Genomic DNA, 24757 nt, shown 5'->3' on the forward strand with positions numbered 1-24757 from the left:
ACGGAGAAGATCGCCCCCTCCCCGGCGGTGAGCGGCGAGGGCTCGCCCTGCTGCCACTTGTTGACGCCGACCACGATCTGCTCGCCGGCCTCGATGGCCGAGATCCGCCGGGCGTTCGATTCGACCAGCGCGCGCTTGAGCGCCCCGGTTTCCACCGCGGCGACGGCGCCGCCGATGCCGCCGATCCGCTCCAGCTCGGCCCGGGTCTGCGCCTTCAGCGCCTCGACCTTGGCCTCGATCACGTGGCTGCCGTCGAAGATGTCGTCGTATTCCAGCAGGTCGGTCTCGAAGGCCAGGATCTGCTGCATCCGCATGGACCATTGCTGGTCCCAGGGGCGCGGCAGGCCGAGGGCCTCGTTCCAGGCCGGCAGCTGCACCGCGCGGGCGCGGGCGCGCTTGGAGAGCGTCACCGCCAGCATCTCGATGAGGATGCGGTGGACGTTGTTCTCCGGCTGCTGCTCGGTGAGCCCGAGGGAGTTCACCTGTACGCCGTAGCGGAAGATGCGCTTCTTCGGGTCGTCGATGCCGTAGCGCTCCTGGGCGATCTCGTCCCAGAGTTCCGAGAACGCCCGCATCTTGCAGATCTCGGTGACGAACCGGAGCCCTGCATTCACGAAGAACGAGATCCGTCCGAAGACGTCGGAGAAACTCGCGGCGTCGAATTCGGGATCGTCCCGCACGGTGTCGAGCACCGCGATGGCGATGGCCAGCGCGTAGGACAGCTCCTGGACCGGCGTCGCCCCCGCCTCCTGCAGGTGGTAGGAGCAGACGTTCATCGGGTTCCACTTCGGCACGTTCTTGGTCGTGAACAGGATCACGTCCTTGGTGAGCCGGAGGGACGGTGCGGGCGGGAACACGTAGGTCCCGCGCGACAGGTACTCCTTGATGATGTCGTTCTGGGTCGTGCCCTGGAGGGCGGCGAGCGGCGCCCCCTGCTCCTCGGCCACCGCGAGGTAGAGCGCCAGCAGCCACGGGGCCGTGGCGTTGATGGTCATCGAGGTGTTCATCTGGGCGAGCGGGATGTCCTGGAACAGGGTCCGCATGTCGCCGAGATGCGCGATCGAGACGCCGACCTTGCCGACCTCGCCGCGGGAGAGTTCGTGGTCGGGGTCGTAGCCGGTCTGGGTCGGCAGGTCGAAGGCCACCGACAGGCCGGTCTGGCCCTTGGCGAGGTTGCCCCGATAGAGCTTGTTGGACTCCGCCGCGGTCGAGTGCCCCGCATAGGTGCGGATGATCCAGGGCTTGTCGCGGCTCGACTTGTCGCTCTTGGTCTCGGCGACGCTCGCGCCCATTCCTCGCCTCCGTGTCATCTTTGTATCCGCGCTGGGCGCGGCCTTGCGGACACCGTAGCGAAGGCTTGGGCACGCGTCATCCGGGACGGAAGTGCAAGACGGCTCCCGCGGGCCTCCGCGGCCCATGAAAAAACTTGCCCGCCGGAACAGCGGGATTTGAAGGCGGCGACGCGGGATCTCCCCGCAGGACCCTGTCCCATCCGGTCACGGATGGCATCCCGCGCCGATCCCGATCAGCATCGTCGCTGCTGGTATAAAGTCTACCTGAACTGTTCTTCGCAGGAGCGGCCTTTGGTCTGGCGCGAGAGAACGCGTCAGAACAATGACTTAGAGCTGGCGAGGCTTGCGGGGCGCCCGGGAGCAGCACAGGCCCGCGGTGGCGCCGCCGCGCAAGGTCTCGGGACCGGCGCCGTCATGGCGAGGGGCGAATAATACTTGGTCTGCCGGAAAGCCGATTTTGAATACGTGGCTGCCCGCCCTGTGCCGACGCCTTTTTCGTGTCGGAAACCATCGGGTTTCGACTTTCGGCCCACTTGGACGCCTCCGGCATCACCGCTATAGCGCGATGGAGAACCGCGGCCGTGAGAAACACGCGGGACGAGAGGAGAGCGAGATGGCGGCGAGCGCTGCGATCAGTCCGACGGGCGGGGAGGTCAAGGACCTCTACGAGATGGGTGAAATCCCGCCGCTGGGTCATGTGCCGGCCAAGATGTATGCCTGGGCGATCCGGCGCGAGCGGCACGGGCCGCCGGAACAGTCCCACCAGCTCGAAGTGCTGCCGGTCTGGGAGATCGGCGACGACGAGGTGCTGGTCTACGTCATGGCCGCGGGCGTGAACTACAACGGCGTCTGGGCCGGCCTCGGCGAGCCGATCTCGCCCTTCGACGTGCACAAGGGCGAGTACCACATCGCCGGCTCCGACGCCTCCGGCATCGTCTGGAAGGTCGGCGCCAAGGTGAAGCGCTGGAAGGTCGGCGACGAGGTCATCGTCCACTGCAACCAGGACGACGGCGACGACGAGGAGTGCAACGGCGGCGACCCGATGTTCTCACCGACCCAGCGGATCTGGGGCTACGAGACCGGGGACGGCTCCTTCGCGCAGTTCTGCCGGGTGCAGTCGCGCCAGCTGATGCACCGGCCGAAGCACCTCACCTGGGAGGAGGCGGCCTGCTACACGCTCACGCTGGCCACCGCCTACCGCATGCTGTTCGGCCACGCGCCGCACACGGTCCGGCCGGGCCAGAACGTGCTGATCTGGGGCGCCTCGGGCGGCCTGGGCGTGTTCGGCGTGCAGCTCTGCGCGGCGTCGGGCGCCAACGCCATCGCGGTGATCTCGGACGAGTCGAAGCGCGACTACGTGATGAGCCTCGGCGCCAAGGGCGTCATCAACCGCAAGGACTTCGACTGCTGGGGGCAGCTCCCGAAGGTGAACAGCCCCGAGTTCCACGCCTGGACCAAGGAGGCGCGGAAGTTCGGCAAGGCGATCTGGGACATCACCGGCAAGCAGGATGTCGACATCGTATTCGAGCATCCCGGCGAGGCGACCTTCCCGGTCTCGGCGCTGGTGGTGAAGCGCGGCGGCATGGTGGTGTTCTGCGCCGGCACGACCGGCTTCAACATCACCTTCGACGCCCGCTACGTCTGGATGCGGCAGAAGCGCATCCAGGGCTCGCACTTCGCCCACCTCAAGCAGGCTTCGGCGGCGAACCAGTTCGTGCTCGACCAGCGGATCGACCCGTGCATGAGCGAGGTCTTCCCCTGGGACAAGATCCCCCAGGCCCACACCAAGATGTGGAAGAACCAGCACCCGCCGGGCAACATGGCCTGCCTCGTCAACTCCCCGCGCGCCGGCCTGCGCACGGTCGAGGACGTGATCGAGGCCGGCCCGCTGAAGCGGTAAGGCACTCCGTCGGGCCGGCCCGCCGCTCTCGCGCGGGGCCGGCCCGATCGGCTAAGCTCGCGGCGTCCCGCGCCGATTCGGCGACCGGTTCGGTGTGCCGGGACGCGCGCGGATGACGGGCCCACGAGATCCTGACAGGACCCGGCCCCGATCCGAACCCGGGGTACGGCTGTGAACGACGACGAGGCCTACGTCTACGACGCGGCGACGGGCGAATGGCTCCCGCCCGGGTCCGCGGCCGCGCCCCCCGAGAAGGCGGCGGTCCGCGACGCGGCCGGCAACGCCCTCGCCGACGGCGATTCGGTCACGCTGATCAAGGATCTGAAGGTCAAGGGCGCGAACCAGACCCTCAAGCAGGGCACGGTCATCCGGTCGATCCGGCTCACGGACGATCCGCACGAGATCGATTGCCGCCACGACACCATCAAGGGCTTGGTCCTGCGCACCGAATTCGTGCGCAAGCGCTGAATGGACGGCCTTACCGGGTCGGTCGGCGGCTGCCGGTGCGGCCTGGATCCGGCGTCTGAACCGGACGCCCCGCTATCGCCCGCCCGGACGAATCGCGGCGACGCCGCATTCCTGGGCCGGCCTCCGGCTACCGGCGGCGCGTCTCATCCTGCGGCAGGTGGCGGCCATAGACTTCCTGTTTCTCCGCGCGCTCCTGGATCAGGTCGGCATAGGCCTGCCGCATCTCCGGAGAGACGCTGATGCTCTTGCCCTTGGCGGCCTTGCGCTTGGGCGCCTTCTTGAAGGTGGTGTTCGTGTCGCTCATGCCGGGCTCCGCGTCGAACCGTGACGGCATCGCATGGCCGGACGACCGATCCGGGAATCCGGCCGCCGCCCAGGACCGGACATCTGCCCTTTAGCGCATCGTCGCCCCGGACGCACGGTGGCCGGAGACGGATTGGTCTGGCCTGCCGCTGCGGCCTCTGCCAGGATCGCGACGACGGGGGTCGGGGGGCGGCGATGGATTCGGGTGATGCGTCGCGGTGTCGGCTCCCGGGCGCCTCGCGCGGCCGCTCCCGGCGCGTGACACCGCTCGCGATCCTGATCGCCCTCGGCCTTGGGCCGGTTCAGGCTCAGGACCGGCCGGTCCCGGCCCGCACCGCGCCGAGGCCGGCGCCCGTTGCCGGGGCTCCGGCCGATCCCGCCTTCGAGGCGGCGAAGGCGACCTTCGAGGCCCTGCCGGAGGCCGACCGCAAGGCGGTCCAGGACGCCCTGGTCTGGACCGGCGACTTCAACGCCGTGGTGTCGGGAGCCTTCGGGCGCCGGACCTTCGAGGCGCTCAACGCCTACGGCGCCCGGACCGGGGGAGGCGATCCCCTCGATCCCCACGGCCGGTCCGCGCTGCTGGCCGCCGGTGCCGCCGCGCGGAACGCGGCGCGCTTCCGCGTCGCGGTCGATTCCGGGAGCGGCGCCCTGCTGGGGGTGCCGGAGCGCCTGCTGGCGAAGCGCACCGCCCTCCCCGCCGGAACCCGCTGGCAGAGCCAGGACGGGCGCGTGACCCTGGAATCCCGCACCTTCCCGCCCGGGACCGAGACCCTGGATTCCCTCTTCGAGAAGGCCACCGCGCCGCTCCCCGGCCGCAAGGTGACCTACAAGCTGCGGCGGCCGGACACCGTGGTGGTCACCGCCGAGACCGGGCCGGGATTGTCCTATATCCGCTATGCGTCCGGTCCGGAGGGAGTCCGCGGCTTCCTGTTCGGCTATGACCGCACCCTCGCGCCGGAGGTCGGCCGGCTCGTCATCGCCGTGGCGAATGCCTTCGTGCCGTTTCCGGACCCCGCCGCAGCGCCGGCCGCGCAGATGCCGGCAAGCCCCGGGACGCCAGCGGGGACCACCCGCGCCGCCGGCAATCCGGTGCCCCAGCCGCAGGCCCCCGCGCCCCTGAGGCCGGCGAGCCTGTCGTCCGCTCCGGCTTCGGGCGCCGGCCTCGTGGTGGCGCCAGGACGTGTGCTGACCGCCGCCGCCGTGCTGGATGGGTGCGCACAGCCCCAGATCGGGTCGGCGCCGGCGCGTGTGCTCGCCACCGATCCGGCCGGCCTCGCACTTCTCGAGGTGCAAGGCGCCCCCGCCCCGTTCCGGCCCGCAATCCGGACCGAGTCCGTCGCCGGCGAGGACAACCTGATCGCCCTCGCGCCGAGTCCCGATGGGATCCTGGCCGCTCCCGGCGAGGCGCGCGGGGGCGATGTGATCGCGGCGCTCCAGCCGGGTTCCGGCGGCGCGCCGGTGTTCGACCGCGCGGGCAGGCTCGTCGGCCTCGTGGCCCGCTATCCCTCGGCGCCGCGCCGCGTCGCCGGGGTGGTCCCGCCCGCGCGCCTGCCGCTGGTGCCGGCGCGGGCGGTGGCCGCCTTCCTGGCCGCGCAAGGTCTTCCCGCGGCCGCACCGCGGCCGGAGAGCGGACCGGCCGCGGCCGCGCCGGCGGTGGTGGCGATCACCTGCCGCTAGCCGGCGCGCTGCCGGGACGGCCGCCGTGCCGGCTGACGGACCTGCGCCCGCCCGATGGCCTGAGCGGACGGAGCGTCGGCAGGCCGGCGCGCGTCCGTCCAGGCGGAGAGGGGCCGCCTTACAGCCGCCCGGTCGCCAGCAGGACGATCAGCACGATCAGGAGGATGCCGCCCAGGCCGAAGCCAGGTCCGCGATACGCACCGCCGCCGAGGAAGCCGCCGCCGCCGAAGGCCAGGATGATCAGGATGATGAGCAGAATGGTGACGAGGGACATCGGTCGCGTTCTCCGGACGGTCGCGCTGGTGCGAGCGTGACCGTTCAAACGCTGCGACATTCCGTTCCGTTCAACGCCAAGCTACGCTTTTATGCGGAAAAGTCCGGATGCGGTCCTCCGGCTCAGGCGTGCCAGTCCGGCAGGGGATCCTGTGGGGCGTCGAGCCAGCCCGGTACCGGCAGATTGCGCTCGGTGAGGAAGGCCGGGTTGAACAGCTTCGAGGCGTAACGGGCCGCCCCGTCGCACAGGATCGTCACGATGGTGTGGCCGGGCCCGAGTTCCCGGGCCAGCCGGATCGCCCCGGCGACGTTGATGCCCGATGAGCCGCCCAGCGACAGCCCCTCCTCCCGCATCAGCCCGAAGACGATGTCGAGGGCTTCGCGGTCCGGGATCCGGAAGGCGTGATCGGGGGTGAAGCCTTCGAGGTTCCGGGTGATGCGCCCCTGGCCGATCCCCTCGGTGATCGAACTGCCCTCGGCCTTCAGGGTCCCGGTCGTGTAATGCGCGTAGAGGGCCGAACCCTCCGGATCGGACAGCGCGATCCGCACTTGCGGGTTGCGGGCGCGCAGGGCCTCCGCGGTGCCGGCCAGCGTGCCGCCGGTCCCGGCCGCGCAGACGAAGCCGTCGACCCGGCCGCCGGTTTGCGCCCAGATTTCCGGGCCGGTGCCCTCCACATGGGCCTGCCGGTTGGCGACGTTGTCGAACTGGTCGGCGAAGAAGGCGCCCGCCGGCTCGGTGGCGGCGAGCTTTTCGGCCAGCCGCCGTGCGACATGGACATAATTGTTCGGATTGGCGAAGGGTACGGCCGGGACTTCCACCAGCCGGGCACCCGCGAGCCGCAGGGTCTGCTTCTTCTCCTCGGACTGCGTGACCGGGATGACGATCAGGGTCCGATAGCCGCGCACGGAAGCCACCAGGGCGAGGCCGATGCCGGTATTGCCGGCGGTGCCCTCCACGATGGTGCCGCCCGGCCGGATCAGGCCCTTCGCCTCCGCGTCCCGCACGATGGAGAGCGCCGCGCGGTCCTTCACCGACAGGCCGGGATTGAGGAATTCGGCCTTGCCGTAGATGTCGCAGCCGGTCGCCTCGGAGGCCCGGCGCAGGCGGATCAGCGGTGTCTGGCCGATGGCGGCCAGGACATCGGGTGCGGGTTCGCGACTCGGTACGGTCATGGTCGGGAGCCTAGGATGCTGCGTTGCCGCTGGCGAGCGTCACCCGAACACGTGGCCGCCGTTGATCCGCAGGCCCACCGGGTGCCCGGCCGCGTAGCGGACCCCGTCGAAATCCTCCACCGCGAGCACGCGCCCCTCGGCATCGACCACCTCGATCCGCTGACGCCCCTGCGTCCTGTACGAACTGCGCACGGTGCCGGAGAGATGCGCGGCCTCGGGCTCGGCGAGCTGCAACTGCCAGGGCCGGACGTAGAGCTTGACCGGACCGATGGTCCCGGCCGGCGCCGCAACCGGCGTCTCCCGGCCCCGGACCAGCACCCGGCCGCCCTCAGCGATGGCCTCCACCTCGACGGAATCGCCGAGGAACTTCATCACGGTGGCGGAGGCCGGGTTCTCCTGCACCTCGTCGGGGGTGCCCACCTGCTCCAGCCGCCCGCGGTCGAGCACCGCCACGCGGTCCGACAGCTCCAGGGCCTCGTCCTGGTCGTGGGTGACGAAGATCGTGGTCTGGCCGGTGCGGTCGTGGATCTCGCGCAGCCAGCGGCGCAGGTCCTTGCGGACCTGGGCATCCAGGGCGCCGAAGGGCTCGTCCAGCAGGAGGACCCGCGGCTCGACGGCGAGCGCCCGGGCGAGCGCCACCCGCTGGCGCTGGCCGCCGGAGAGCTGCGACGGGTAGCGGTCGCCGAAGCCCGAGAGCCGGATCAGGTCGAGGAGGTCGCCGACCCGGCGCTTGATCTCGGCCTTGGCCGGCCGGTCGGCCCGGCGGCGCGCGTTCAGGCCGTAGGCGATGTTGTCGGCCACGCTCATGTGCTTGAACAGGGCGTAGTGCTGGAACACGAAGCCCACCGCGCGCTCCTGCACGGCGAGCCCGGTCGCGTCGTCGTCCCCGAACAGGATGCGTCCTCTGTCCGGCGCGTCGAGGCCGGCGATGATCCGCAGCAGCGTCGTCTTGCCCGAGCCCGAGGGGCCCAGCAATCCGATCAGCTCGCCCGCCCGCACGTCGAGGGAGAGGTCGTGCAGCACCGCGGCCGTGTCGAAGGTCTTCGAGACGTTCTCGACCCGGATGGCCGTGGAGGGCCGGTCAGTGAGACCGGCCGCCCGCGAGCTCCCCCGCGAAGCGCCATTCGAGGACGGATTTGAGGACGAGGGTGATGAGGGCAAGGACGGCGAGGAGCGAAGCGACGGCGAATGCGGCGACGAAGTTGTACTCATTATAGAGGATCTCCACGTGGAGTGGGATGGTGTTGGTCAGGCCGCGGATGTGGCCCGACACCACCGACACCGCGCCGAATTCGCCCATCGCCCGGGCATTGCAGAGGAGCACGCTGTAGAGCAGGCCCCAGCGGATATTGGGCAGCGTCACCGTGCGGAACGCGTGCAGGCCCGAGGCGCCGAGCGTCAGCGCCGCCTCTTCCTCGGCGGTGCCCTGCTCCTGCATCAGCGGGATCAGCTCGCGGGCGACGAACGGGAAGGTCACGAACACTGTGGCGAGCACGATCCCCGGCAGCGCGAACAGGATCTGGATGCCGTGATCGATCAGCCAGGAGCCGAACAGGCCCTGCGAGCCGAACAGCAGCACGTAGATCATCCCCGAGACCACTGGCGAGACCGAGAACGGCAGGTCGATCAGGGTGATCAGCAGCGATTTGCCGGGGAACTCGAACTTGGCGATCGCCCAGGAGGCCGCCAGCCCGAACACCACGTTGAACGGCACCGCGATCGCCGCCACCGTGAGCGTCAGGCGGATCGCGCTCCAGGCGTCGGGCTCGCGGAACGCGTCCAGGAAGGCTCCGAGCCCCTTCGAGAAGGCCTGGATGAAGACCGCGAACAGCGGCAGAACAAGGAACAGCGCCAGGAACGCAACCGCGATCCCGATCAGGACCGTGCGGGTCGCGGCTCCCTCGGAGGCGACCGGACCCTGCTTGGTGGCCGGCACGAAGGCGGGCGAGAAGATCTCAGACATAGCCGAACCGCCTCCGTGACCAGGCCTGGATCAGGTTGATGGCCAGCAGCGTCAGGAACGAGATGCCGAGCATGATCGTGGCGATGGCCGCCGCGCCCCCGTAATCGAACTCGGAGAGCTTGATGACGATCAGCAGCGGCGCGATCTCCGACACGTAGGGCAAGTTGCCGGCGATGAAGATGATCGAGCCGTACTCGCCGACGCCCCGGGCGAAGGCCAGGGCGAAGCCGGTGAGCACGGCCGGAATCAGCGGCGGCAGCACGACCCTGGTCAGGGTGGCGAACCGCGTCGCCCCGAGGGTCGCGGAGGCCTCTTCGATCTCCTTGTCGATCTCCGCGATCAGCGGCTGGACGGTCCGCACGGCGAAGGGCAGGCCGATGAACACCATGGCGATGAAGATGCCCAACGGCGTGTAGGCCGCCTGGATGCCGAGGCGTGCGAGGGGCGCGCCGAGCAGCCCGTCCGGCGCGTAGAGCGAGGCGAGCGCGATACCGGCGACCGCGGTCGGCAGCGCGAAGGGCAGGTCGACCGCCGCGTCGACCAGCTTGCGGCCGGGGAAGCGGTAGCGGGTCAGAACCCAGGCCACGAGGAAGCCGAAGGTCGAGGCCACGAGGGCCGCGAGCGCCGAGACGCCGAAGCTGATCCGCAGGGCGCTCGCCACCCGCGGGTCGGTGGCGACGTCCCAGATGCCGGACAGGCCCAGCCCCGACGCCTTCACCACCAGCCCGGCGAGCGGCAGGAGCACGATCAGCCCAAGGCAGGTCAGGGTGTAGCCGAAGCTGATCCCGAAGCCCGGGATCACGCTCGGCCGACGGAATGTCCATCGGGGGCGGTGCGTCTCGACCATGATGCGCCCTTCAGCGGCCGGCCCGGCTCAGCCGATCGAACAGACCGCCGGCATCGAAGTTCCGCTTCTGGATCTCGTCCCAGGAGCCCTGGAGATCCTCGATCTTGAACAGCTTGATGTCGGGCAGCTGGGCGAGGTCGGCCTGGGCGGCCGCCTCCCGGCGGATCGGCCGGTAATGGTGCTTGGCGAAGATCGCCTGGGCGCGGTCGGTGTAGAGGAAGTCGAGATAGGCCTGCGCGGCCTTGGTGGTGCCCTTCCGCTCGGCGTTGACCGCCACGAGGGCAACCGGCGGCTCGGCGTAGATCGAGCTCGGCGGCGAGACGATGTCGAACTTGTCGGCCCCGAATTCCTGGAGCACGAGGTAGGCCTCGTTCTCCCAGGTGGGGAGCACGTCGCCGAGCCCGCGCTGGGCGAAGGTCACGGTCGAGCCGCGGGCGCCGGTGTCGAGCACCGGGACGTTCTTGTAGACCTGCCCGACGAAGGCGTCGGCCTTGGCGGCGTCCTTGTCGGTCCCGTAGGCGTAGCCCCAGGCGGCGAGGAAGTTCCAGCGCCCGCCGGCGGACGTCTTCGGGTTCGGGGTGATCACCTTGACGTCGGGCTTGATCAGGTCGGCCCAGTCCTTGATGCCCTTCGGGTTGCCCTTGCGGACGAGGAACACCACCGTCGAGGTGTAGGGCGTGGCGGTGTTGGGCAGCTTGCTGCGCCAATCCTCCGGGATCTTGTGCGTGAGCTTGGCGATCGCGTCGATGTCGGACGGGATGCCGAGGGTGACCACGTCGGCGTCGACGCCGTCGATCACCGTGCGCGCCTGCGCCCCCGACCCGCCATGCGAGGCCCGTATCGTGATCGCTTCGCCGGTCTTCGCCTTCCACTCCTCCGCGAAGGCGGCGTTGATCTCCCGATAGAGCTCGCGGGTCGGATCGTACGAGACGTTGAGGAGCGCGGTCTCGGCCGCGGCCGGCAGCACGCAGGCCCACAGGCCGGCACCCGCCAGCAGGGAGAACCCGATCGCCCGGGCCATCCGGCCGCGACCTGCAGCGTTCTTCATCACGTCCGATCCCCCGCCATGCGCGATTGCGATCCAGGGGACCTGCATCCCCAGAGGCCGGAAATCGTTCTTTTTACCGAACGAAGTCAAGCCTCGGACGCGGACACGCGGGATGGCATCGCTCGCTCAGGAACGGCGTCGTCGGCCGGAATGCAAGGCGGATCAGCGCAGTAGGCCGCCAGAACGCATGGATCTTCTCCGGATCTCCGCGACAGGAGAAGAATCGCAATGCCGGATCGGGTTTCTCAGAACGAACAATCTTATGTGCGCTGGCGCACTTGAGTGGGCCTCGGCCCGGGAGGCGTGAGGCGCGGGCGGTGCGGCGCGATTTTACCGCCCTGCCCCATCCGGATATCCGGCGATCGCGCCGGTGGCGGGCCGCGTCAGCGCTTCGGCTTGCTGAGCTGGGCGATCAGGGCCTTGAGGCGCTCGTCGACGGGGGCCGAGAGCGTATCGGTATAGAGCGTGCGCAGCGTCTGGCCGAGATGGCGGCGGACGCCGGGGGGGAGCGGCGCTGCGTCTGGAATCTGTTCGAGTTCGGAGGCGCGCTCCGGATGCGGCTTCGACATGATGGGGCGATCCTCGCACCTGCCAGCACGCAGCGTTGCAGGGCGTGGTTAAGGAGCCGTCACCGACGCCGGCGCATCGACGGGTCGTCCGATCCGGCGGCCTCTCGGAGGGGCGGTGTCGCAGGCCGGAACTGGGGCGGTGCAGGGCACGTTGCCCGCGCATCCCCCTGCCCGTTCCCCGGAGACGTCCCTTGCCTCGCTCGATTCCCCTGATGATGCTGGTGCTCCTCGGGGCGGTGACGGTCGGCACCCCGTGTCTCGCGCAGACCAAGCCGGGCGAGATCAAGGGGGTCGACGCGATGGGCGACAAATCCCGCAGCGCCCAGGACGGCTGGAGCCAGGCGCCGGTTCCCCGCGAGCAATCGGCCGCCAAGGATGCGCCGGACCCGGGCGGCCAATCGACCAAGGAAAACGCCAACCGCCCGGTTCCGCAGGCCAATCCCGGCGGCTCGTCCGCCACGGAGCCGCAGGCTCCCCTGGAGCACCGCACGGCGAGCCCCTCGGGAATGAATCCGGCGATCCCCAGCAAGTAAAGAAATCGTTTCTCGGCAGGATGATACCGGCTCGGACGAACGTGGTGCTTCGTCCGAGACACAGGGACTTGCTGTGTCACGCAACCGCACTTGCCTCGCGCGGGCTTTTTTGGGACACCCTGGAATTATACCAGATCGCTTTTCTGTGAGGCGGAGATGACTGTCCAGGTCTCAAGGCGTGGCCTGCTCAAGGGGGCCGGCGCCGGCCTCGCGGGCGGCTCGCTGGGTGCCCTCGGGTTCGGGGGACTCGAGCCCGCTATGGCCGCCGCGGTGCGGCCCTTCAAGCTCGCGCAGATGCGCGAGACCCGCAACACATGCCCGTATTGCTCGGTCGCGTGTGGCGTCATCCTGTACAGCCTGGGCGATCGCTCCAAGAACGCGCGCTCCTCGGTGATGCACATCGAGGGTGACCCCGATCATCCGATCAACCGCGGCACGCTCTGCCCCAAGGGCTCGGCGCTCCTGGACTTCGTGCACGCCGAGACCCGGACCAAGTACCCGCTCCATCGCGCCCCGGGCTCCTCGGAGTTCAAGCGCGTCTCCTGGGACTTCGCCCTCGACCGGATCGCGAAGCTCATGAAGGAGGACCGCGACAAGAACTTCGTGGCCAAGAACGGCGATCTCACGGTCAACCGCTGGACCACGACCGGATTCCTGGCGGCCTCGGCCACGACCAACGAGACGGCGTGGCTGACCTACAAGACCGTCCGAAGCATGGGGGCCCTGGTCTTCGACAATCAGGCCAGGGTTTGACACGGTCCGTCGGTCGCCAGTTTGGCGCCCTCCTTCGGACGCGGTGCGATGACCAACCTCTGGATGGACATCAAGCACGCGGACGTGATCACCGTGATGGGCGGCAATGCCGCCGAGGCTCACCCCTGCGGCTTCAAGTGGGTCGTCGAGGCGAAGGCCCATAACAACGCCAAGCTGATCGTCGTCGATCCGCGCTTCACCCGCACGGCGTCGGTGGCCGATCTCTACTGCCCGATCCGGCAGGGGACCGACATCGCGTTCCTGTCGGGCGTGGCCAAGTACCTGCTCGACAACGACAAGCTGCAGCACCGCTACGTCTCCGCCTACACCAACGCCGGGTACGTGGTCCGCGAGGGCTACGACTTCAGCGAGGGTCTGTTCGCGGGCTACGACGCGGACAAGCGCGACTACGACAAGACCACCTGGGACTACGAGATCGGTCCCGACGGCTACGCTGTGGTCGACGAGACGCTGCAGCACCCGCGCTGCGTCATGCAGCTGCTGAAGAAGCACGTGGCGCTCTACACGCCCGAGATGGTGGAGAAGATCTGCGGCTCGCCCAAGGAGACCTTCCTCAAGGTCTGCGAGCTGATCGCCACGACGGCCGCGCCCGACCGGGTGATGACGTCGCTCTACGCGCTCGGCTGGACGCACCATTCCAAGGGCTCGCAGAACATCCGCTCGATGTGCATCGTGCAGACGCTGCTGGGCAACATCGGCATGCTGGGCGGTGGCATGAACGCCCTGCGCGGCCACTCCAACATCCAGGGGCTGACCGATATCGGGCTGATGAGCAATCTCATCCCCGGCTATCTGAACATCCCCGTGGAGAAGGAGCCCGACTACGCGAGCTACATCGCCAAGCGGCAGTTCAAGCCGCTGCGCCCGGGGCAGACGAGCTACTGGCAGAACTACAACAAGTTCTTCGTCTCGTTCCAGAAGGCGATGTGGGGCGACAAGGCCCAGAAAGAGAACGACTGGGCCTACGACTACCTGCCCAAGCTCGACGTGCCGACCTACGACGTGCTGCGTGGGTTCGAGCTCGCCAAGCAGGGCAAGATGACCGGCTACGTCATCCAGGGCTTCAACCCCCTGCTGTCGTTCCCGAACCGCGCCAAGATGACGGAAGCCTTCTCCAAGATGAAATTCTTGGTGGTGATGGATCCGCTCAAGACCGAGACGGCGCGGTTCTGGGAGAACCACGGCGAGTACAACGACGTCGATCCGACCAAGATCCAGACCGAGGTGTTCGAACTGCCGACCACCCTGTTCGTGGAGGAGGAAGGCTCGCTGTCGAACTCCAGCCGGTGGCTGCAATGGCACTGGCAGGCCCAGGACGCGCCGGGTGAGTGCCGCTCCGACATCGAAATCATGTCGGAAATCTTCCTGCGCATCCGCGGAGCCTACAAGAAGGACGGCGGGGCCTTCTCCGACCCGATCGTCAATCTGAAGTGGGACTACGCGATCGCCGAGTCGCCGACGCCCACGGAGCTCGCCCGCGAGCTCAACGGCTACACGCTCGCGCCGACGCCGGATCTCAACGGGACCGTCATCCCGGCGGGCAAGCAGGTCGACGGCTTCGCCCAGCTCAAGGACGACGGCACCACGGCCTGCGGCTGCTGGATCTACTCGGGCTGCTACACCGAGAAGGGCAACATGATGGCCCGCCGGGACAACACCGATCCCGGCGATCGCGGCATCGCGCCCAACTGGGCCTTCGCGTGGCCGGCCAACCGGCGCGTGCTCTACAACCGCGCCTCGTGCGACCCCGAGGGTCGTCCGTGGTCGGAGAAGAAGAAGCTCATCGAGTGGAACGGCAAGCAGTGGATCGGCTTCGACGTGCCGGATTACGGCGTCACCGTCGCCCCCGATAAGGGCGTCGGTCCGTTCATCCTCAACCAGGAGGGCGTCGCCCGCCTGTGGACCCGCGGACTCATGCGCGACGGGCCGTTCCCGACGCACTACGAGCCCTTCGAGTCCCCGGTGCAGAACGTCGCCTTCCCGAAGATCAAGGGCGCGCCCGCGGCCCGCATCTTCAAGGACGACCTGGCCGATCTCGGCGATGCGAAGGACTTCCCCTACGCGGCGACGAGCTACCGCCTGACCGAGCACTTCCACGGCTGGACCAAGCACGCCCGGATCAACGCGATCCTCCAGCCGGAGGCCTTCGTGGAGATCTCGGAGGAACTCGCCAAGGAGAAGGGCATCGCCAAGGGCGGCTGGGTCCGCGTCTGGTCGAAGCGCGGCTCCCTGAAGGCGAAGGCCGTGGTGACGAAGCGCATCAAGCCGCTGATCTGCGACGGCAAGCCGGTCCACGTCGTCGGCATCCCGCAGCACTGGGGCTTCATGGGCCACACCAAGAAAGGATGGCACCCGAACTCGCTCACGCCGGTCGTGGGCGACGCGAACACCGAGACGCCGGAGTTCAAGGCTTGGCTCGTGAATATCGAGCCGACCACGCCTCCGTCCGATGCCGTCGCGTAAGGGGAGCTGAATCATGGCTGACTACAGCTCCCTCGACATCCGCCAGCGTTCCGCCTCCACGGAGACGCCGCCGGAGATCCGCCGCCAGGTGGAGGTCGCCAAGCTCATCGACGTGTCGAAGTGCATCGGCTGCAAGGCCTGCCAATCGGCCTGCGAGGAGTGGAACGACCTCCGCGACGATATCGGCGTCAACACGGGCACGTATCAGAATCCCCACGACCTCACCCCGAAGTCGTGGACCCTGATGCGGTTCACCGAGTACGAGAACCCCGAGACCCAGAACCTCGAATGGCTGATCCGCAAGGACGGCTGCATGCACTGCACCGAGCCGGGCTGCCTGAAGGCCTGCCCGTCCCCCGGCGCCATCGTGCAGTACTCCAACGGCATCGTCGACTTCATCGAGGAGAACTGCATCGGCTGCGGCTATTGCGTGAAGGGTTGCCCCTTCAACATCCCGCGCATCAGCCAGACCGACCACAAGGCGTACAAGTGCACCCTGTGCTCGGACCGGGTGGCGGTGGGTCAGGCTCCGGCCTGCGCCAAGGCCTGCCCGACCGGCTCGATCATGTTCGGCACCAAGCAGGCCATGATCGACCAGGCGCATGACCGCGTCGAGGATCTGAAGTCGCGCGGTTTCGCGCATGCCGGCCTCTACGACCCGGCCGGCGTCGGCGGCACGCACGTCATGTACGTGCTGCACCACGCCGACCAGCCGAGCCTCTACGCCGGTCTGCCGAACGACCCGAAGATCTCGCCGCTCGTCGCCTTCTGGAAGGGCGGAGCCAAGGTGTTCGGTCTCGCCGCCATGGGCTTCGCCGCGGTGGCGGGCTTCTTCCACTACGTGACGGCCGGCCCCAACGAGGTCGTGCCCGAAGAGGAGGAAGAGGCGGTCGAATACGACGAGGCCAAGCGCCGGGAGACCGGCGGCGACGAGGCCCGGCCGCACTGATCGGCATCCCGGGCTGCCAATGCAGCCCGGGAGACGCGACGCGCCCCCTCTCCCGTGCGGGAGAGGGTTGGGGTGAGGGTCGAGAAGGTTCAGGATCGAGCACGTCGTCGACGTGGGATCGGGTTGCGCCTTCTCCGGATCGTCCTCATCCCTCACCCTGTCCCTCTCCCGAACGGGAGAGGGGACCCGCGATCCCTTCGGAAACGGGCGGGATCGGATAACCGAAGACGGCGGGGCCCAGAGGCCCTATCCTGAATTTCAGAGCCCCCTCCGCCGAGGCGCAGGGCCGGCGCCGCATCAGGCGAGTGAAGGTCGATGACGATCCACCGCGACATCCGGGACGGCGATCCCCGCCCCCTGCACCACGCCAAGTCCGAGGCGACGGAGGTGCTGTACGTCCCGCGCTACACCGGCGTGCAGCGCGTGAACCACTGGATCACCGCGATCCTGTTCACGCTGCTGACCCTGTCGGGCCTGGCGATGTTCACGCCCTACCTGTTCTCGCTCACCGGCCTGTTCGGCGGCGGGCAGGCGACCCGGGCGATCCATCCCTGGTTCGGCGTGGCGCTGGCGGTCAGCTTCTTCTTCCTGTTCGTGCGGTTCTGGAAGCTCAACATCCCCAACAAGGACGATGTCGAGTGGACGAAGCATATCGGCGACGTGGTCACCAACCGTGAGGACCGGCTCCCGGAGCTCGGCAAGTACAATGCCGGACAGAAGGGTGTGTTCTGGGGGCAGACCGCGCTGATCGGCGTGATGTTCGTCACCGGGCTCGTGATCTGGAACACCTATTTCGGCGGCCTCACCTCCATCGAGACCCAGCGCTGGGCGCTCCTGGCCCACTCCCTCGCCGCGGTGATCGCCATCGCGATCATCGTGGTGCACATCTACGCCGGCATCTGGGTCCGCGGCACCGGCCGGGCGATGGTCCGCGGCACGGTCACGGGCGGCTGGGCCTACCGCCATCACCGCAAGTGGTTCCGTCAGATGGCCGGCGGCACGGGCCGCCGGGGTTCGGTGGACAAGCGCGGATCCTGAGCCTTGGCCCGTTTCTTCAAGCGGAAATCCGCGGCTCCGGCCGCGGACGAGACGCCGACCGCAGCACCCGCGACGAGCCCCCGCCGCCGGGATTTCAGCGAGCTGAAGCCCGATCCCGACAAGATCGGGATCTCCGGGTCGGTGCCCTTCGTCCGCCTGCCCGATCCCGCACGGCTGTTCGCCGACCGGTCCGCGCGCCTTCTCGAGGCGGCCCCCGGGCATCCGATGGAGGCCTATCTCCGGTTCGTCGCCGAGGTCGCCCGGGCTCAGGCCGTGATCCAGGCGGAGGGGCCGCCGGCATCGCTTCCAGAGGCCTCCGATCTGGCGCTGCGGAGCGAGCACGGCATGCCGCCCCTGTCGCGGCATAGCCTCGAGGCGGACCAGGGGTTCGACGACGGGCTCCTGGCGCTGCTCGCCGAACTCGACCTCACGACGGCGCCTGAGGCCTCGGTCGCGGCGCGCGACAGCCTGCGTGCGGCGTCCCGGGAGGATCGCCTCGATCTGGCCCTCCAGGTCTTCGAGGGTGCGCTGCCGGTGGACCGGATCGCCGAATGCGTGTTCGTCTCGGCGGCCCTGCAGGTCCGTCTTGCCGAGCAGGCTGCGCGGCTCGACACGAAGACCCTGAAGCCCGTGGCCGACGGGGTCTGCCCCTGCTGCGGCGGCGCGCCTGTGGCGAGCGTCATCGTCGCCTGGACCCCGGCCGACAAGGCGCGTTACCTGAGCTGCTCGCTCTGCGGCACGTATTGGAATCACGTCCGGATCCGCTGCACCGCCTGCGGCGACGGCGAGGGCGTCAGCTATTACGGCCTCGACGAGGTCTCGAAGGACGTCCAGGTCGAGACCTGCACGACCTGCCACAGCTACATCAAGCACCTGCACCAGCACCGGGCGCCGACCCTCGACCCGGTCGCGGACGACATCGCGTCCTATGGGCTCGATCTGAAGATCGCCGAGGAAAGATTTCGGCGCGCCGGACTGAACCTGCTGTTCGTGATCTAGCCGGACCCTGGCATCCGCTCCGGCGCGGTTTACGTCCCGGATCGCACCCCCGTGCGAACACACCCGCATCCACGGCCGCGGCGGCGGCCTGCAGAAAGCAGCGGCGCGGCCGGCTGGACGGCCCTTCGTGCAGGCTCGGCAACGCTCCACCGCTTCCGGATGGGGGCGGGTCGGAACCGCTCGTGATGCCGCAAAGCTCAGCCCGCCAAGGGGATGCGGCCGATCCTGCGCGAGCGGGTCGGACCGGCCGCGGTCCGATCAGCGATAGCCATACCGGCTCTTGGCGGCGGCGAGCAGGTGCAGGGCTTCGCCGGACTTGCCGGCCGCGCATTCCGCCGCGGCCTGGGCGAGGTCGGCGCCGAAGCGGTCGCCCACGGGCTTGTTGAGATTGCCGGTGGCCACGTCGCTGTCGACGATCGCCTTGGTCCGGGCGATCTCAGGGCCGCAGCCGCTGCCCGTCGGCAGGACGATCGGGGCCGGAATGACGGGCGAGGGCTCGGAGACCGCAGGCGCAGCGCGCTGCTGACAGGCGCCCAACGCCGCGACGGCGAGGGCGGCGAGGCTGAGACGCATCGATCGACGGGACGCGGGCACGGCTGTCATCCTGTTGGGGCGCACGGGCTGCGCCGCCGGGGTTGTGAGCCGAGCTTGGCAGTGGGTCAATCGCCCCGGCCGCAGGCCGATCGGGCGCGGCCGGCGGGCGTTCAGGGTCGAGACCGCGAAACAGGCTGTCTTCAGAAGAGGTTGGCGCGCGCTGCCGCCGACCGGGTCCGGCAGCGCGCTCCGAATCGTGACGGAGCCTACTTCGCTTTCTCGGAGATCGCCTTCAGGCCGGAATCGTAGATGCCCTGGATCGCGTCCTTGGCGACCGTGTCCGGCGCGCCCTTGGCGTTGAAGGTCCCGGTCCAGGTCACTTTTGAGCCGGATTCCGCGGGGGCGACCGAGAGCGTCGACTTGTAGTCCGAGACCGGCAGCGGGCTCTCCAGGATCGTGTAGGTGTAGCTCATCACCTTGTCGTCCCGGGAGACCTGCTCCTCCTTGATGGTGCCGCCGCCCTTCAGGCTGAGGGTGCGGACCTTCATGCCGTCCTTGTCGGACAGGACGCACTTCTCGATGGCGGGATGCCAGTCACCGATGCCGCAGAACTCGCCGATGGTCTGCCAGACCTTGGCCGGGGGCGCGGCGATGTCGGCCGAGCGCGTCACCTCGAGGGCGTAACCCGGCACGGTGGCCGCCGCGAGCGCCAGGGCGGCAAAAGGGAGGGAGCGGCAGAAAGCGAAGGGCATCTTGGGGGTGTCTCCGTCCGTCTGAAATCGCAGCATCGGCCGCGAGGGGCTCTGATGGCCGCGCAGGAGCTAGGCCGGCATCACGCTCTCGGCAATGGGTCGCGGCGGCCGCGCATGACGATCGTGCCTGGACGATGCCGTCCGAGGCCGGGCTACCAGCCGTCCATCCCGTCGGTCTCGGCCGGGTATCCGTAGACGGTTGCCGGCGCGTAGCCGGACCCGACGGGACGATAATACGCCGGCAGGGACCGGCGGCCCATCTGATCGTTGTCCGCCAGCAGATCGTCCGGCTGATAGGGGTTGCGGCGGCGGGCGACGCGCGTCCCCCGCTGGCCCCGATCCGCCATCGGGACGTCCGCGCCCTCGATCACGACCCGCGTCCGGCCGACGCCCTCGGCCTTGACGAGGTTGAACAGGGTCGCGGCGTTGCGCACCGACAGGCGCACGCAGCCATGCGAGGCCGCACGCCCCAGGCTGCGGACATGATTGGTGCCGTGAATGGCGTGGCCCTGGGTGGTGAAGAACATCGCGAAGGGCATGGGGGCGTCGTCCCACTCCTTCGAGAAATGCGTCCGCTCCATCCGGAAGGGCCGGTAGGAGCCGGACGGGGTGTCGTAGCTCGCGACGCCGGTGGAAACGGGCCAGGAATAACGCGGCTGGCCGTTGACCGAGACCTCCATGCGCTGGGTGGTCTTGTCGACGTTCACGACCACATCCGCGCGGGCTGCGCCTGGGGTCGCGCTCCACAGGAGCAGGCCGGACAGGACCGAGATCAGACCGATACGCATGGACGACTCCGGCGTGAACAACCGCGGCGGTTTGCCGTCACGCTAAGCCGTTGGCAACGCCGAGGTTCCGGCCGGCTCCGGCCCTGCGTAGTCACGCTTTGCCGAGGCCGTCACGGCGCCGCCATGTGGCCGGCGCTGCGGCGGATCGCGGCCTCCGCCTCTTCGGCGATCCGCCGCACCACGTCGCCGGCCCCCGGCAGATCCTCGATCAGCCCGACGGCCTCCCCGACCGTGACGTTGGCGACATCGTAATCGCCCGCCGCGTCGGCCTCCTCCACGTCCCGTCGCCGCTCGGCGGCGGCCGCGTGAAGCGCGTCCTCGCGGCCGTGCCAAGTGTCGATGAAGGCGTTGCGCAGGAGCCGGCCGGTATAGGATGCCGGCCAGGGCCGCTGCCGGGCGATGTCGTAGACCCGCGTGCGCACCGTGTCGTCGCCGGTCGCGGCGAGCACCCGCTGCTTCGCGGCCGGGTGGATCAGGGCTTCCCGGGTCGCCCAGAACCGCGTGCCCACGAGCACGCCGTCGGCCCCGAGGGCCAGGGCCGCGGCGAGACCGCGGCCATCGGCGATGCCGCCCGCCGCCAGCAGCAGGGTCTCCGGGTGCTCCCGGGCGATCAGATCGGCGACGACGGGCACGAAGGCCATCGTCCCGCGCGCGGCGAGCCCGTGGCCGCCAGCCTCCGTCCCCTGGGCGACCACGACGGCCGCACCGACCTCCAGGGCGCGCCGGGCATGCGCGAGGGTGTGAACCTGGCAGATCAGGGGCACGCCGGCCGCCCGGATCCGCGCGGCGAAGGAGGCGGGATCGGCGAAGGAGAGCATCAGGGCGGCGGGGGCGCGGGCGAGCGCCGCGTCGAGGAGCGACGGGTCCCGGGCCATGGACCACGTGATGAAGCCGCAGCCGACCCGTTGGTTGCCGGCGGCGGCGAACTCCCGCTGGAGCCGGTCGTGATCGCCGTAGCCGCCGCCGATCAGCCCGAGTCCGCCGGCCGCGCTCACGGCCGCAGCCAGGGCCCCGCCCGATGCCGGGTCCATGGGGGCCAGCACGACCGGATGGCGCAGCCCGAAGGCCTCGGTGAGTCGTGTCCTCAGAGCCATGGTCCCTCCCCGCTTCGCATCCGGCTCGACCCTCGGTCGCGCACGCGGCGCCGCCGACGGGATCTCAGGCTTATCGACCCGCTTGACGCAGAAAAAATGATTCCTTCAGAAGGATGTCATCGCGAAAGCAGATGGCATGAACAGCACCGACCTGATGTTCTTCGCCGCCGTCGCCGAGACCGGCGGCATCGGGCGCGCGGCGGCCCGGCTCAACACCGTGCAGTCGAACGTCACCGGGCGGATCCGGGCGCTGGAGCAGGCCCTTCAGGTGCCGCTCTTCCACCGCGGCAGCCGTGGGGTGACGCTGACCCGGGCCGGAGAGCGGCTCCTGCCCTACGCGATCCAGGTCGGGCGGCTGCTGTCGGAGGCGCGGCATGCGCTGCTCTCCGAGGGCGAGCCGCGCGGACCGCTGCGGATCGGCGCCATGGAGACGACCGCGGCCCTGCGCCTGCCCGGTCCGCTCGCCGCCTTCGCCGCCCGCCACCCGGAGGTGGACATCGAGCTGGAGACCGGCCCGACGCAGCAGCTGATCGCCCGGGTTCTCGACAGGGTCCTCGAAGGGGCTTTCGTCGCCGGTCCGGTCATTCAGGCCGACCTCGTCGCGATCCCGGTGCTCACGGAGGACCTGGTGCTGGTGGCGCATCCGGCCGTCGGCGACCCGGCGGCGCTGCTCGACCGGCTGGGCCGCGCGCGGGAGGCGAAGGTGCTCGTGTTCCGGGCCGGCTGCACGTACCGGAGGCGCCTGGAGGACTTTCTGGCCCGGCAGGGCCTCGTGCATGTCCGCCGCATGGAATTCGGGACCCTCGACGGCATCCTCGGCTGCGTGGCCGCCGGATTGGGCGTGACGTTGATCCCGCGCGTCGTCGCGGAGCCCGCCCGCCGCGCCGGGCGCGTATCGGTCCATCCGCTTCCGGATGGCGACGGACATGCCCAGACCCTGCTGGTCCACCGCAGGGACAGCCAGCCGAGCGCGGCGTTCATGCGGTTTGCCGAGCAGATCCGCGCGGCCTTCCCGGCCTGACGGCACGGACCATGCCTCACCGACCGCCGGTTGACAGTGGCCCGAGCCCGGGGGCCTCCTTCGGCCACAGACGGTTCGGAGTTCCCATGGCCCTCGACCCCACCCTCGCCGCCGAGATCGAAGCGTCCGTGGCGGAGGGCTTTGCCGATCAGGTCGCCCACACGCAGGCTCTGGTCCGGTTCGCCTCCCTGCGGGGCGCGGAGCATGCCTGCCAGGATTACGTCTTCGCGCAATTCCGCGCCCGGGGCTACGCGACCGAGCGCTTCGCCATGGACCGCCCCGCCATCGCGGCGCATCCGGGGGGCTCCAAGATCGATGACGCCCTCCATTCGGACGCGCCGATCGTCGTCTGCCACCACCGCCCGAACACCGAGACCGGGCGCTCGCTGATCCTGCAGGCGCATGTCGACGTGGTGCCGACCGGCCCGCTCGATCTCTGGACCCATCGGCCCTTCGACCCGGTAGTCGAGGGCGACTGGCTATACGGCCGCGGGGCCGGCGACATGAAGGCGGGACACGCCGCGAACCTGTTCGCCCTCGACGCCCTGGCCCGCCTCGGCCTGCAGCCGGCGGCCTCCGTGACGGTGCAGTCGGTGGTCGAGGAGGAATCGACCGGCAACGGCGCGCTGATGACCCATCTGCGCGGCTACCGGGCCGACGCCGTGCTGATCCCCGAGCCCGAGGACGAGAAGCTCGTGCGCGCCAATACCGGCGTGCTCTGGTTCGCCGTGGAGGTCCGGGGCGTGCCGGTCCACGTCCGCGAGATGGGGGCGGGCGCCAACGCCATCGACGCCACCTACCGGGTGATCGGCGCGCTCCGGGAGGTCGAGGCCCGCTGGAACGCCGAGACGAGCGCGCACCCGCATTTTGAGAACGAGGACCACCCGATCAATCTCAATATCGGCAAGATCGAGGGCGGCGACTGGGCCTCCTCGGTCCCGGCCTGGTGCCGGATCCACTGCCGCATCGCGCTCTATCCGGGCGTGACCGCCGCCCAGGCCGCCGCCGAGATCGAGGCGGCGGTGTCGCGCTTCGCCCGTAGCGACCCGTTCCTGGCCAACAATCCGCCGCGCGTGGTCTTCAACGGCTTCTTCGTCGAGGGCTACGTGCTGGAGGCAGGCTCCGAGGCCGAGGCCGTGCTCGGCCGCGCCCACGCGCGGGCGATCGGTTCGCCGCTGCAGAGCTTCACGTCGCCCTCCTACCTCGATACCCGCGTGCACGCCCTCTACGACCGGGTCCCGGCGCTCTGCTACGGCCCGACCGCCCAGAACATCCACGGCTTCGACGAGCGGGTGAGCTTGGCCTCCGTGCAACGCTGCACCACCGCCATGGCGCTGTTCGTGGCCGAGTGGTGCGGGACCGAGCGCAAGGCCGCCTGAGGTCGGCAGGCCGGGGTCGGGGGCGGGTTCCCTCCCCCCGCAGGGGAGAGGGCTTGGTGCGCGTGCTTTCTTCGCAGCGCGACGCGCGCTGACCGGACAGCCCCGGCTCAGGGGATCAGCCGGTCCGCCCGGAGCCGGCCGAACAGGTCGAAGAACGCGTCGTCCGTGGGCTGGTAGGCCGTGAAGCCGAGGCGCCGGCTCTTGCTCATGTCGGTGACGACCTCGATCGGCCGGCCGAGATCGGCATCCGTGTGCCAGGGGGAGGCCAGCTTCTCGAGGTTCGGCTCGGCGAGCCCATGCCGCGCGGCGATCTCCGCCCAGGCCGGCCCGTCCTGCGCCATCCGGGGCTCGAGCGGCCGGTGCGTGCCGTCGAAGGGCACCGCCTCGATCCCGAACCAGTCGGCGATCCGGCCCCACATCCAGCTCCAGCGGAAGACGTCGCCGTTGACGACGTTGAAGGCTTCGTTCGCCGCCTTCGGCTCCGTGGAGGCCCAGAGCAGCTGGCGGGCGAGCAACCGCGCGTCGGTCATGTCGGTGAGCCCGTTCCACTGTACGGCCGAGCCCGGGAACACGAACGGCCGCCCCAGCTCCCGGCACAGGGTGGCGTAGCAGGCGAGCGTCGTGCCCATGTTCATGGCGTTGCCCACCGCCTTGCCGATGATCGTGTGCGGGCGGTGGACGCTCCAGGTGAAGCCGTCGCGCGCGGCGGCCGCGAAGACCGCGTCCTCCTGGGCGTAATAGAAGTTCTCGATATCGAGCCGGCCCTGGTCCTCGCGGAACGGCGTCTGCGGCAGGCGGCCTTTGCCGTAGGCCTCGAACGGGCCGAGATAGTGCTTCAGCCCCGTCACCAGGGCGACGTGGCGGACGCTGCCCTTCGGGCGCAGGGCCTCGAGCAGGTTCTCGATCATGGCCCGGTGATG

Annotated in this window: 24 protein-coding genes; 10 read left to right on the forward strand and 14 right to left on the reverse strand. The window is 69.7% G+C overall.

Translation table 11 applies throughout. From position 1 onward, the window contains the following. The coding region (locus I53_RS06105) for a methylmalonyl-CoA mutase family protein (RefSeq protein ID WP_043347873.1) at window positions 1-1292 on the reverse strand (1292 nt) is incomplete at its 3' end. Window positions 1293-1905: 613 nt separating this feature from the next. Here I53_RS06105 and ccrA point away from each other — a divergent pair. Further along, window positions 1906-3192: a crotonyl-CoA carboxylase/reductase gene (ccrA, locus tag I53_RS06110; protein WP_043347875.1), complete on the forward strand. Its 1287-nt coding sequence runs from the start codon at window positions 1906-1908 to the stop codon at window positions 3190-3192. A 171-nt stretch (window positions 3193-3363) separates the two neighbouring features. Further along, window positions 3364-3660, forward strand: a complete 297-nt coding sequence (locus I53_RS06115; protein WP_043347877.1) for an alkylphosphonate utilization protein — start codon at window positions 3364-3366, stop codon at window positions 3658-3660. 127 nt (window positions 3661-3787) lie between these two features. Here I53_RS06115 and I53_RS33740 read toward each other — a convergent pair whose 3' ends face one another. Then, the gene (locus tag I53_RS33740) at window positions 3788-3964 is read right to left on the reverse strand and encodes a hypothetical protein (RefSeq protein WP_167380409.1); all 177 of its coding nucleotides are present in this window, start codon (window positions 3962-3964) and stop codon (window positions 3788-3790) included. Between the two features lie 194 nt (window positions 3965-4158). Between I53_RS33740 and I53_RS06125 the strand changes: the two genes are divergently transcribed. Then, window positions 4159-5640 carry a serine protease gene (locus tag I53_RS06125; RefSeq protein WP_043347882.1) on the forward strand — a complete coding sequence of 494 codons (1482 nt, stop codon included), beginning with the start codon at window positions 4159-4161 and terminating at the stop codon, window positions 5638-5640. Between the two features lie 118 nt (window positions 5641-5758). Here the strand turns inward: I53_RS06125 and I53_RS32115 are convergent, their stop codons facing one another. The 7 genes from I53_RS32115 to I53_RS06155 all read right to left on the reverse strand — a co-directional run bounded on the left by I53_RS32115 (window position 5759) and on the right by I53_RS06155 (window position 11513). Then, on the reverse strand, window positions 5759-5914 hold the full coding sequence (locus I53_RS32115) for a DUF3309 domain-containing protein (protein WP_085987623.1): 156 nt from the start codon (window positions 5912-5914) through the stop codon (window positions 5759-5761). 122 nt (window positions 5915-6036) lie between these two features. Continuing rightward, window positions 6037-7086, reverse strand: a complete 1050-nt coding sequence (locus I53_RS06130; RefSeq protein WP_043347884.1) for a cysteine synthase A — start codon at window positions 7084-7086, stop codon at window positions 6037-6039. A gap of 39 nt (window positions 7087-7125) precedes the next feature. Then, entirely contained in the window at window positions 7126-8109 is a 984-nt protein-coding gene (locus I53_RS06135; RefSeq protein ID WP_043347886.1) for a sulfate/molybdate ABC transporter ATP-binding protein, read from the reverse strand. Between the two features lie 58 nt (window positions 8110-8167). After that, window positions 8168-9049, reverse strand: coding sequence for a sulfate ABC transporter permease subunit CysW (gene cysW / locus I53_RS06140; protein WP_043347889.1), 882 nt, complete (start codon window positions 9047-9049; stop codon window positions 8168-8170). Beyond that, entirely contained in the window at window positions 9042-9896 is an 855-nt protein-coding gene (gene cysT / locus I53_RS06145; protein WP_043347891.1) for a sulfate ABC transporter permease subunit CysT, read from the reverse strand. The genes cysW and cysT overlap by 8 nt, the downstream gene beginning before the upstream one ends. Window positions 9897-9906: 10 nt before the next feature. Continuing rightward, the gene (locus I53_RS06150; RefSeq protein WP_043347916.1) at window positions 9907-10944 is read right to left on the reverse strand and encodes a sulfate ABC transporter substrate-binding protein; all 1038 of its coding nucleotides are present in this window, start codon (window positions 10942-10944) and stop codon (window positions 9907-9909) included. 383 nt (window positions 10945-11327) lie between these two features. Next, on the reverse strand, window positions 11328-11513 hold the full coding sequence (locus I53_RS06155; protein ID WP_043347894.1) for a NepR family anti-sigma factor: 186 nt from the start codon (window positions 11511-11513) through the stop codon (window positions 11328-11330). A 191-nt stretch (window positions 11514-11704) separates the two neighbouring features. On the opposite strand from I53_RS06155, the gene I53_RS06160 reads away from it, so the two are divergent. The 5 genes from I53_RS06160 to fdhE all read left to right on the forward strand — a co-directional run bounded on the left by I53_RS06160 (window position 11705) and on the right by fdhE (window position 18269). Then, complete coding sequence (locus I53_RS06160) at window positions 11705-12046, forward strand: hypothetical protein (protein WP_043347895.1); 342 nt, start codon at window positions 11705-11707, stop codon at window positions 12044-12046. 156 nt (window positions 12047-12202) lie between these two features. After that, entirely contained in the window at window positions 12203-15283 is a 3081-nt protein-coding gene (gene fdnG / locus I53_RS06170; RefSeq protein ID WP_078947084.1) for a formate dehydrogenase-N subunit alpha, read from the forward strand. A gap of 13 nt (window positions 15284-15296) precedes the next feature. Continuing rightward, the gene (fdxH, locus tag I53_RS06175; RefSeq protein ID WP_043347900.1) at window positions 15297-16232 is read left to right on the forward strand and encodes a formate dehydrogenase subunit beta; all 936 of its coding nucleotides are present in this window, start codon (window positions 15297-15299) and stop codon (window positions 16230-16232) included. 315 nt (window positions 16233-16547) lie between these two features. After that, complete coding sequence (locus tag I53_RS06180; RefSeq protein WP_075379820.1) at window positions 16548-17270, forward strand: formate dehydrogenase subunit gamma; 723 nt, start codon at window positions 16548-16550, stop codon at window positions 17268-17270. 3 nt (window positions 17271-17273) lie between these two features. Next, window positions 17274-18269 (forward strand): formate dehydrogenase accessory protein FdhE, encoded by a 996-nt coding sequence (gene fdhE, locus I53_RS06185; RefSeq protein ID WP_051044693.1) that lies wholly within the window; start codon window positions 17274-17276, stop codon window positions 18267-18269. A gap of 258 nt (window positions 18270-18527) precedes the next feature. Here fdhE and I53_RS06190 read toward each other — a convergent pair whose 3' ends face one another. The 4 genes from I53_RS06190 to I53_RS06205 all read right to left on the reverse strand — a co-directional run bounded on the left by I53_RS06190 (window position 18528) and on the right by I53_RS06205 (window position 21437). Next, the gene (locus tag I53_RS06190) at window positions 18528-18872 is read right to left on the reverse strand and encodes a hypothetical protein (protein WP_081948680.1); all 345 of its coding nucleotides are present in this window, start codon (window positions 18870-18872) and stop codon (window positions 18528-18530) included. A 197-nt stretch (window positions 18873-19069) separates the two neighbouring features. Continuing rightward, a complete protein-coding gene (locus I53_RS06195; RefSeq protein WP_043347923.1) occupies window positions 19070-19555 on the reverse strand; it encodes an SRPBCC family protein in 486 nt (161 codons plus the stop codon). Between the two features lie 152 nt (window positions 19556-19707). Beyond that, window positions 19708-20343, reverse strand: a complete 636-nt coding sequence (locus I53_RS06200) for a L,D-transpeptidase (protein ID WP_043347906.1) — start codon at window positions 20341-20343, stop codon at window positions 19708-19710. Between the two features lie 110 nt (window positions 20344-20453). Beyond that, window positions 20454-21437, reverse strand: coding sequence for a nitronate monooxygenase (locus I53_RS06205; RefSeq protein WP_043347908.1), 984 nt, complete (start codon window positions 21435-21437; stop codon window positions 20454-20456). Between the two features lie 136 nt (window positions 21438-21573). Here I53_RS06205 and I53_RS06210 point away from each other — a divergent pair, with 136 nt between their 5' ends. Together I53_RS06210 and I53_RS06215 are read left to right on the forward strand one after the other, a co-directional pair. Next, window positions 21574-22458, forward strand: a complete 885-nt coding sequence (locus I53_RS06210) for a LysR family transcriptional regulator (RefSeq protein ID WP_043347912.1) — start codon at window positions 21574-21576, stop codon at window positions 22456-22458. Window positions 22459-22544: 86 nt separating this feature from the next. Next, a complete protein-coding gene (locus I53_RS06215; RefSeq protein WP_043347915.1) occupies window positions 22545-23837 on the forward strand; it encodes an ArgE/DapE family deacylase in 1293 nt (430 codons plus the stop codon). A 107-nt stretch (window positions 23838-23944) separates the two neighbouring features. Here I53_RS06215 and I53_RS06220 read toward each other — a convergent pair. Next, the coding region (locus tag I53_RS06220; RefSeq protein WP_043347926.1) for an SDR family oxidoreductase at window positions 23945-24757 on the reverse strand (813 nt) is incomplete at its 5' end.

This window comes from Methylobacterium sp. B1, assembly GCF_000333255.1.
GTDB lineage: Bacteria > Pseudomonadota > Alphaproteobacteria > Rhizobiales > Beijerinckiaceae > Methylobacterium > Methylobacterium fujisawaense.

Bases quoted from the DNA above. Each gene is read 5' to 3' on its own strand.
- ccrA (WP_043347875.1), top strand. From the start codon at position 1,906: ATGGCGGCGAGCGCTGCGATCAGTCCGACGGGCGGGGAGGTCAAGGAC.
- I53_RS33740 (WP_167380409.1), bottom strand. From the start codon at position 3,964: ATGAGCGACACGAACACCACCTTCAAGAAGGCGCCCAAGCGCAAGGCC.
- I53_RS06125 (WP_043347882.1), top strand. From the start codon at position 4,159: ATGGATTCGGGTGATGCGTCGCGGTGTCGGCTCCCGGGCGCCTCGCGC.
- I53_RS32115 (WP_085987623.1), bottom strand. From the start codon at position 5,914: ATGTCCCTCGTCACCATTCTGCTCATCATCCTGATCATCCTGGCCTTC.
- I53_RS06130 (WP_043347884.1), bottom strand. From the start codon at position 7,086: ATGACCGTACCGAGTCGCGAACCCGCACCCGATGTCCTGGCCGCCATC.
- cysW (WP_043347889.1), bottom strand. From the start codon at position 9,049: ATGTCTGAGATCTTCTCGCCCGCCTTCGTGCCGGCCACCAAGCAGGGT.
- cysT (WP_043347891.1), bottom strand. From the start codon at position 9,896: ATGGTCGAGACGCACCGCCCCCGATGGACATTCCGTCGGCCGAGCGTG.
- I53_RS06150 (WP_043347916.1), bottom strand. From the start codon at position 10,944: ATGAAGAACGCTGCAGGTCGCGGCCGGATGGCCCGGGCGATCGGGTTC.
- I53_RS06155 (WP_043347894.1), bottom strand. From the start codon at position 11,513: ATGTCGAAGCCGCATCCGGAGCGCGCCTCCGAACTCGAACAGATTCCA.
- fdxH (WP_043347900.1), top strand. From the start codon at position 15,297: ATGGCTGACTACAGCTCCCTCGACATCCGCCAGCGTTCCGCCTCCACG.
- I53_RS06180 (WP_075379820.1), top strand. From the start codon at position 16,548: ATGACGATCCACCGCGACATCCGGGACGGCGATCCCCGCCCCCTGCAC.
- I53_RS06190 (WP_081948680.1), bottom strand. From the start codon at position 18,872: ATGACAGCCGTGCCCGCGTCCCGTCGATCGATGCGTCTCAGCCTCGCC.
- I53_RS06195 (WP_043347923.1), bottom strand. From the start codon at position 19,555: ATGCCCTTCGCTTTCTGCCGCTCCCTCCCTTTTGCCGCCCTGGCGCTC.
- I53_RS06200 (WP_043347906.1), bottom strand. From the start codon at position 20,343: ATGCGTATCGGTCTGATCTCGGTCCTGTCCGGCCTGCTCCTGTGGAGC.
- I53_RS06205 (WP_043347908.1), bottom strand. From the start codon at position 21,437: ATGGCTCTGAGGACACGACTCACCGAGGCCTTCGGGCTGCGCCATCCG.
- I53_RS06210 (WP_043347912.1), top strand. From the start codon at position 21,574: ATGAACAGCACCGACCTGATGTTCTTCGCCGCCGTCGCCGAGACCGGC.
- I53_RS06215 (WP_043347915.1), top strand. From the start codon at position 22,545: ATGGCCCTCGACCCCACCCTCGCCGCCGAGATCGAAGCGTCCGTGGCG.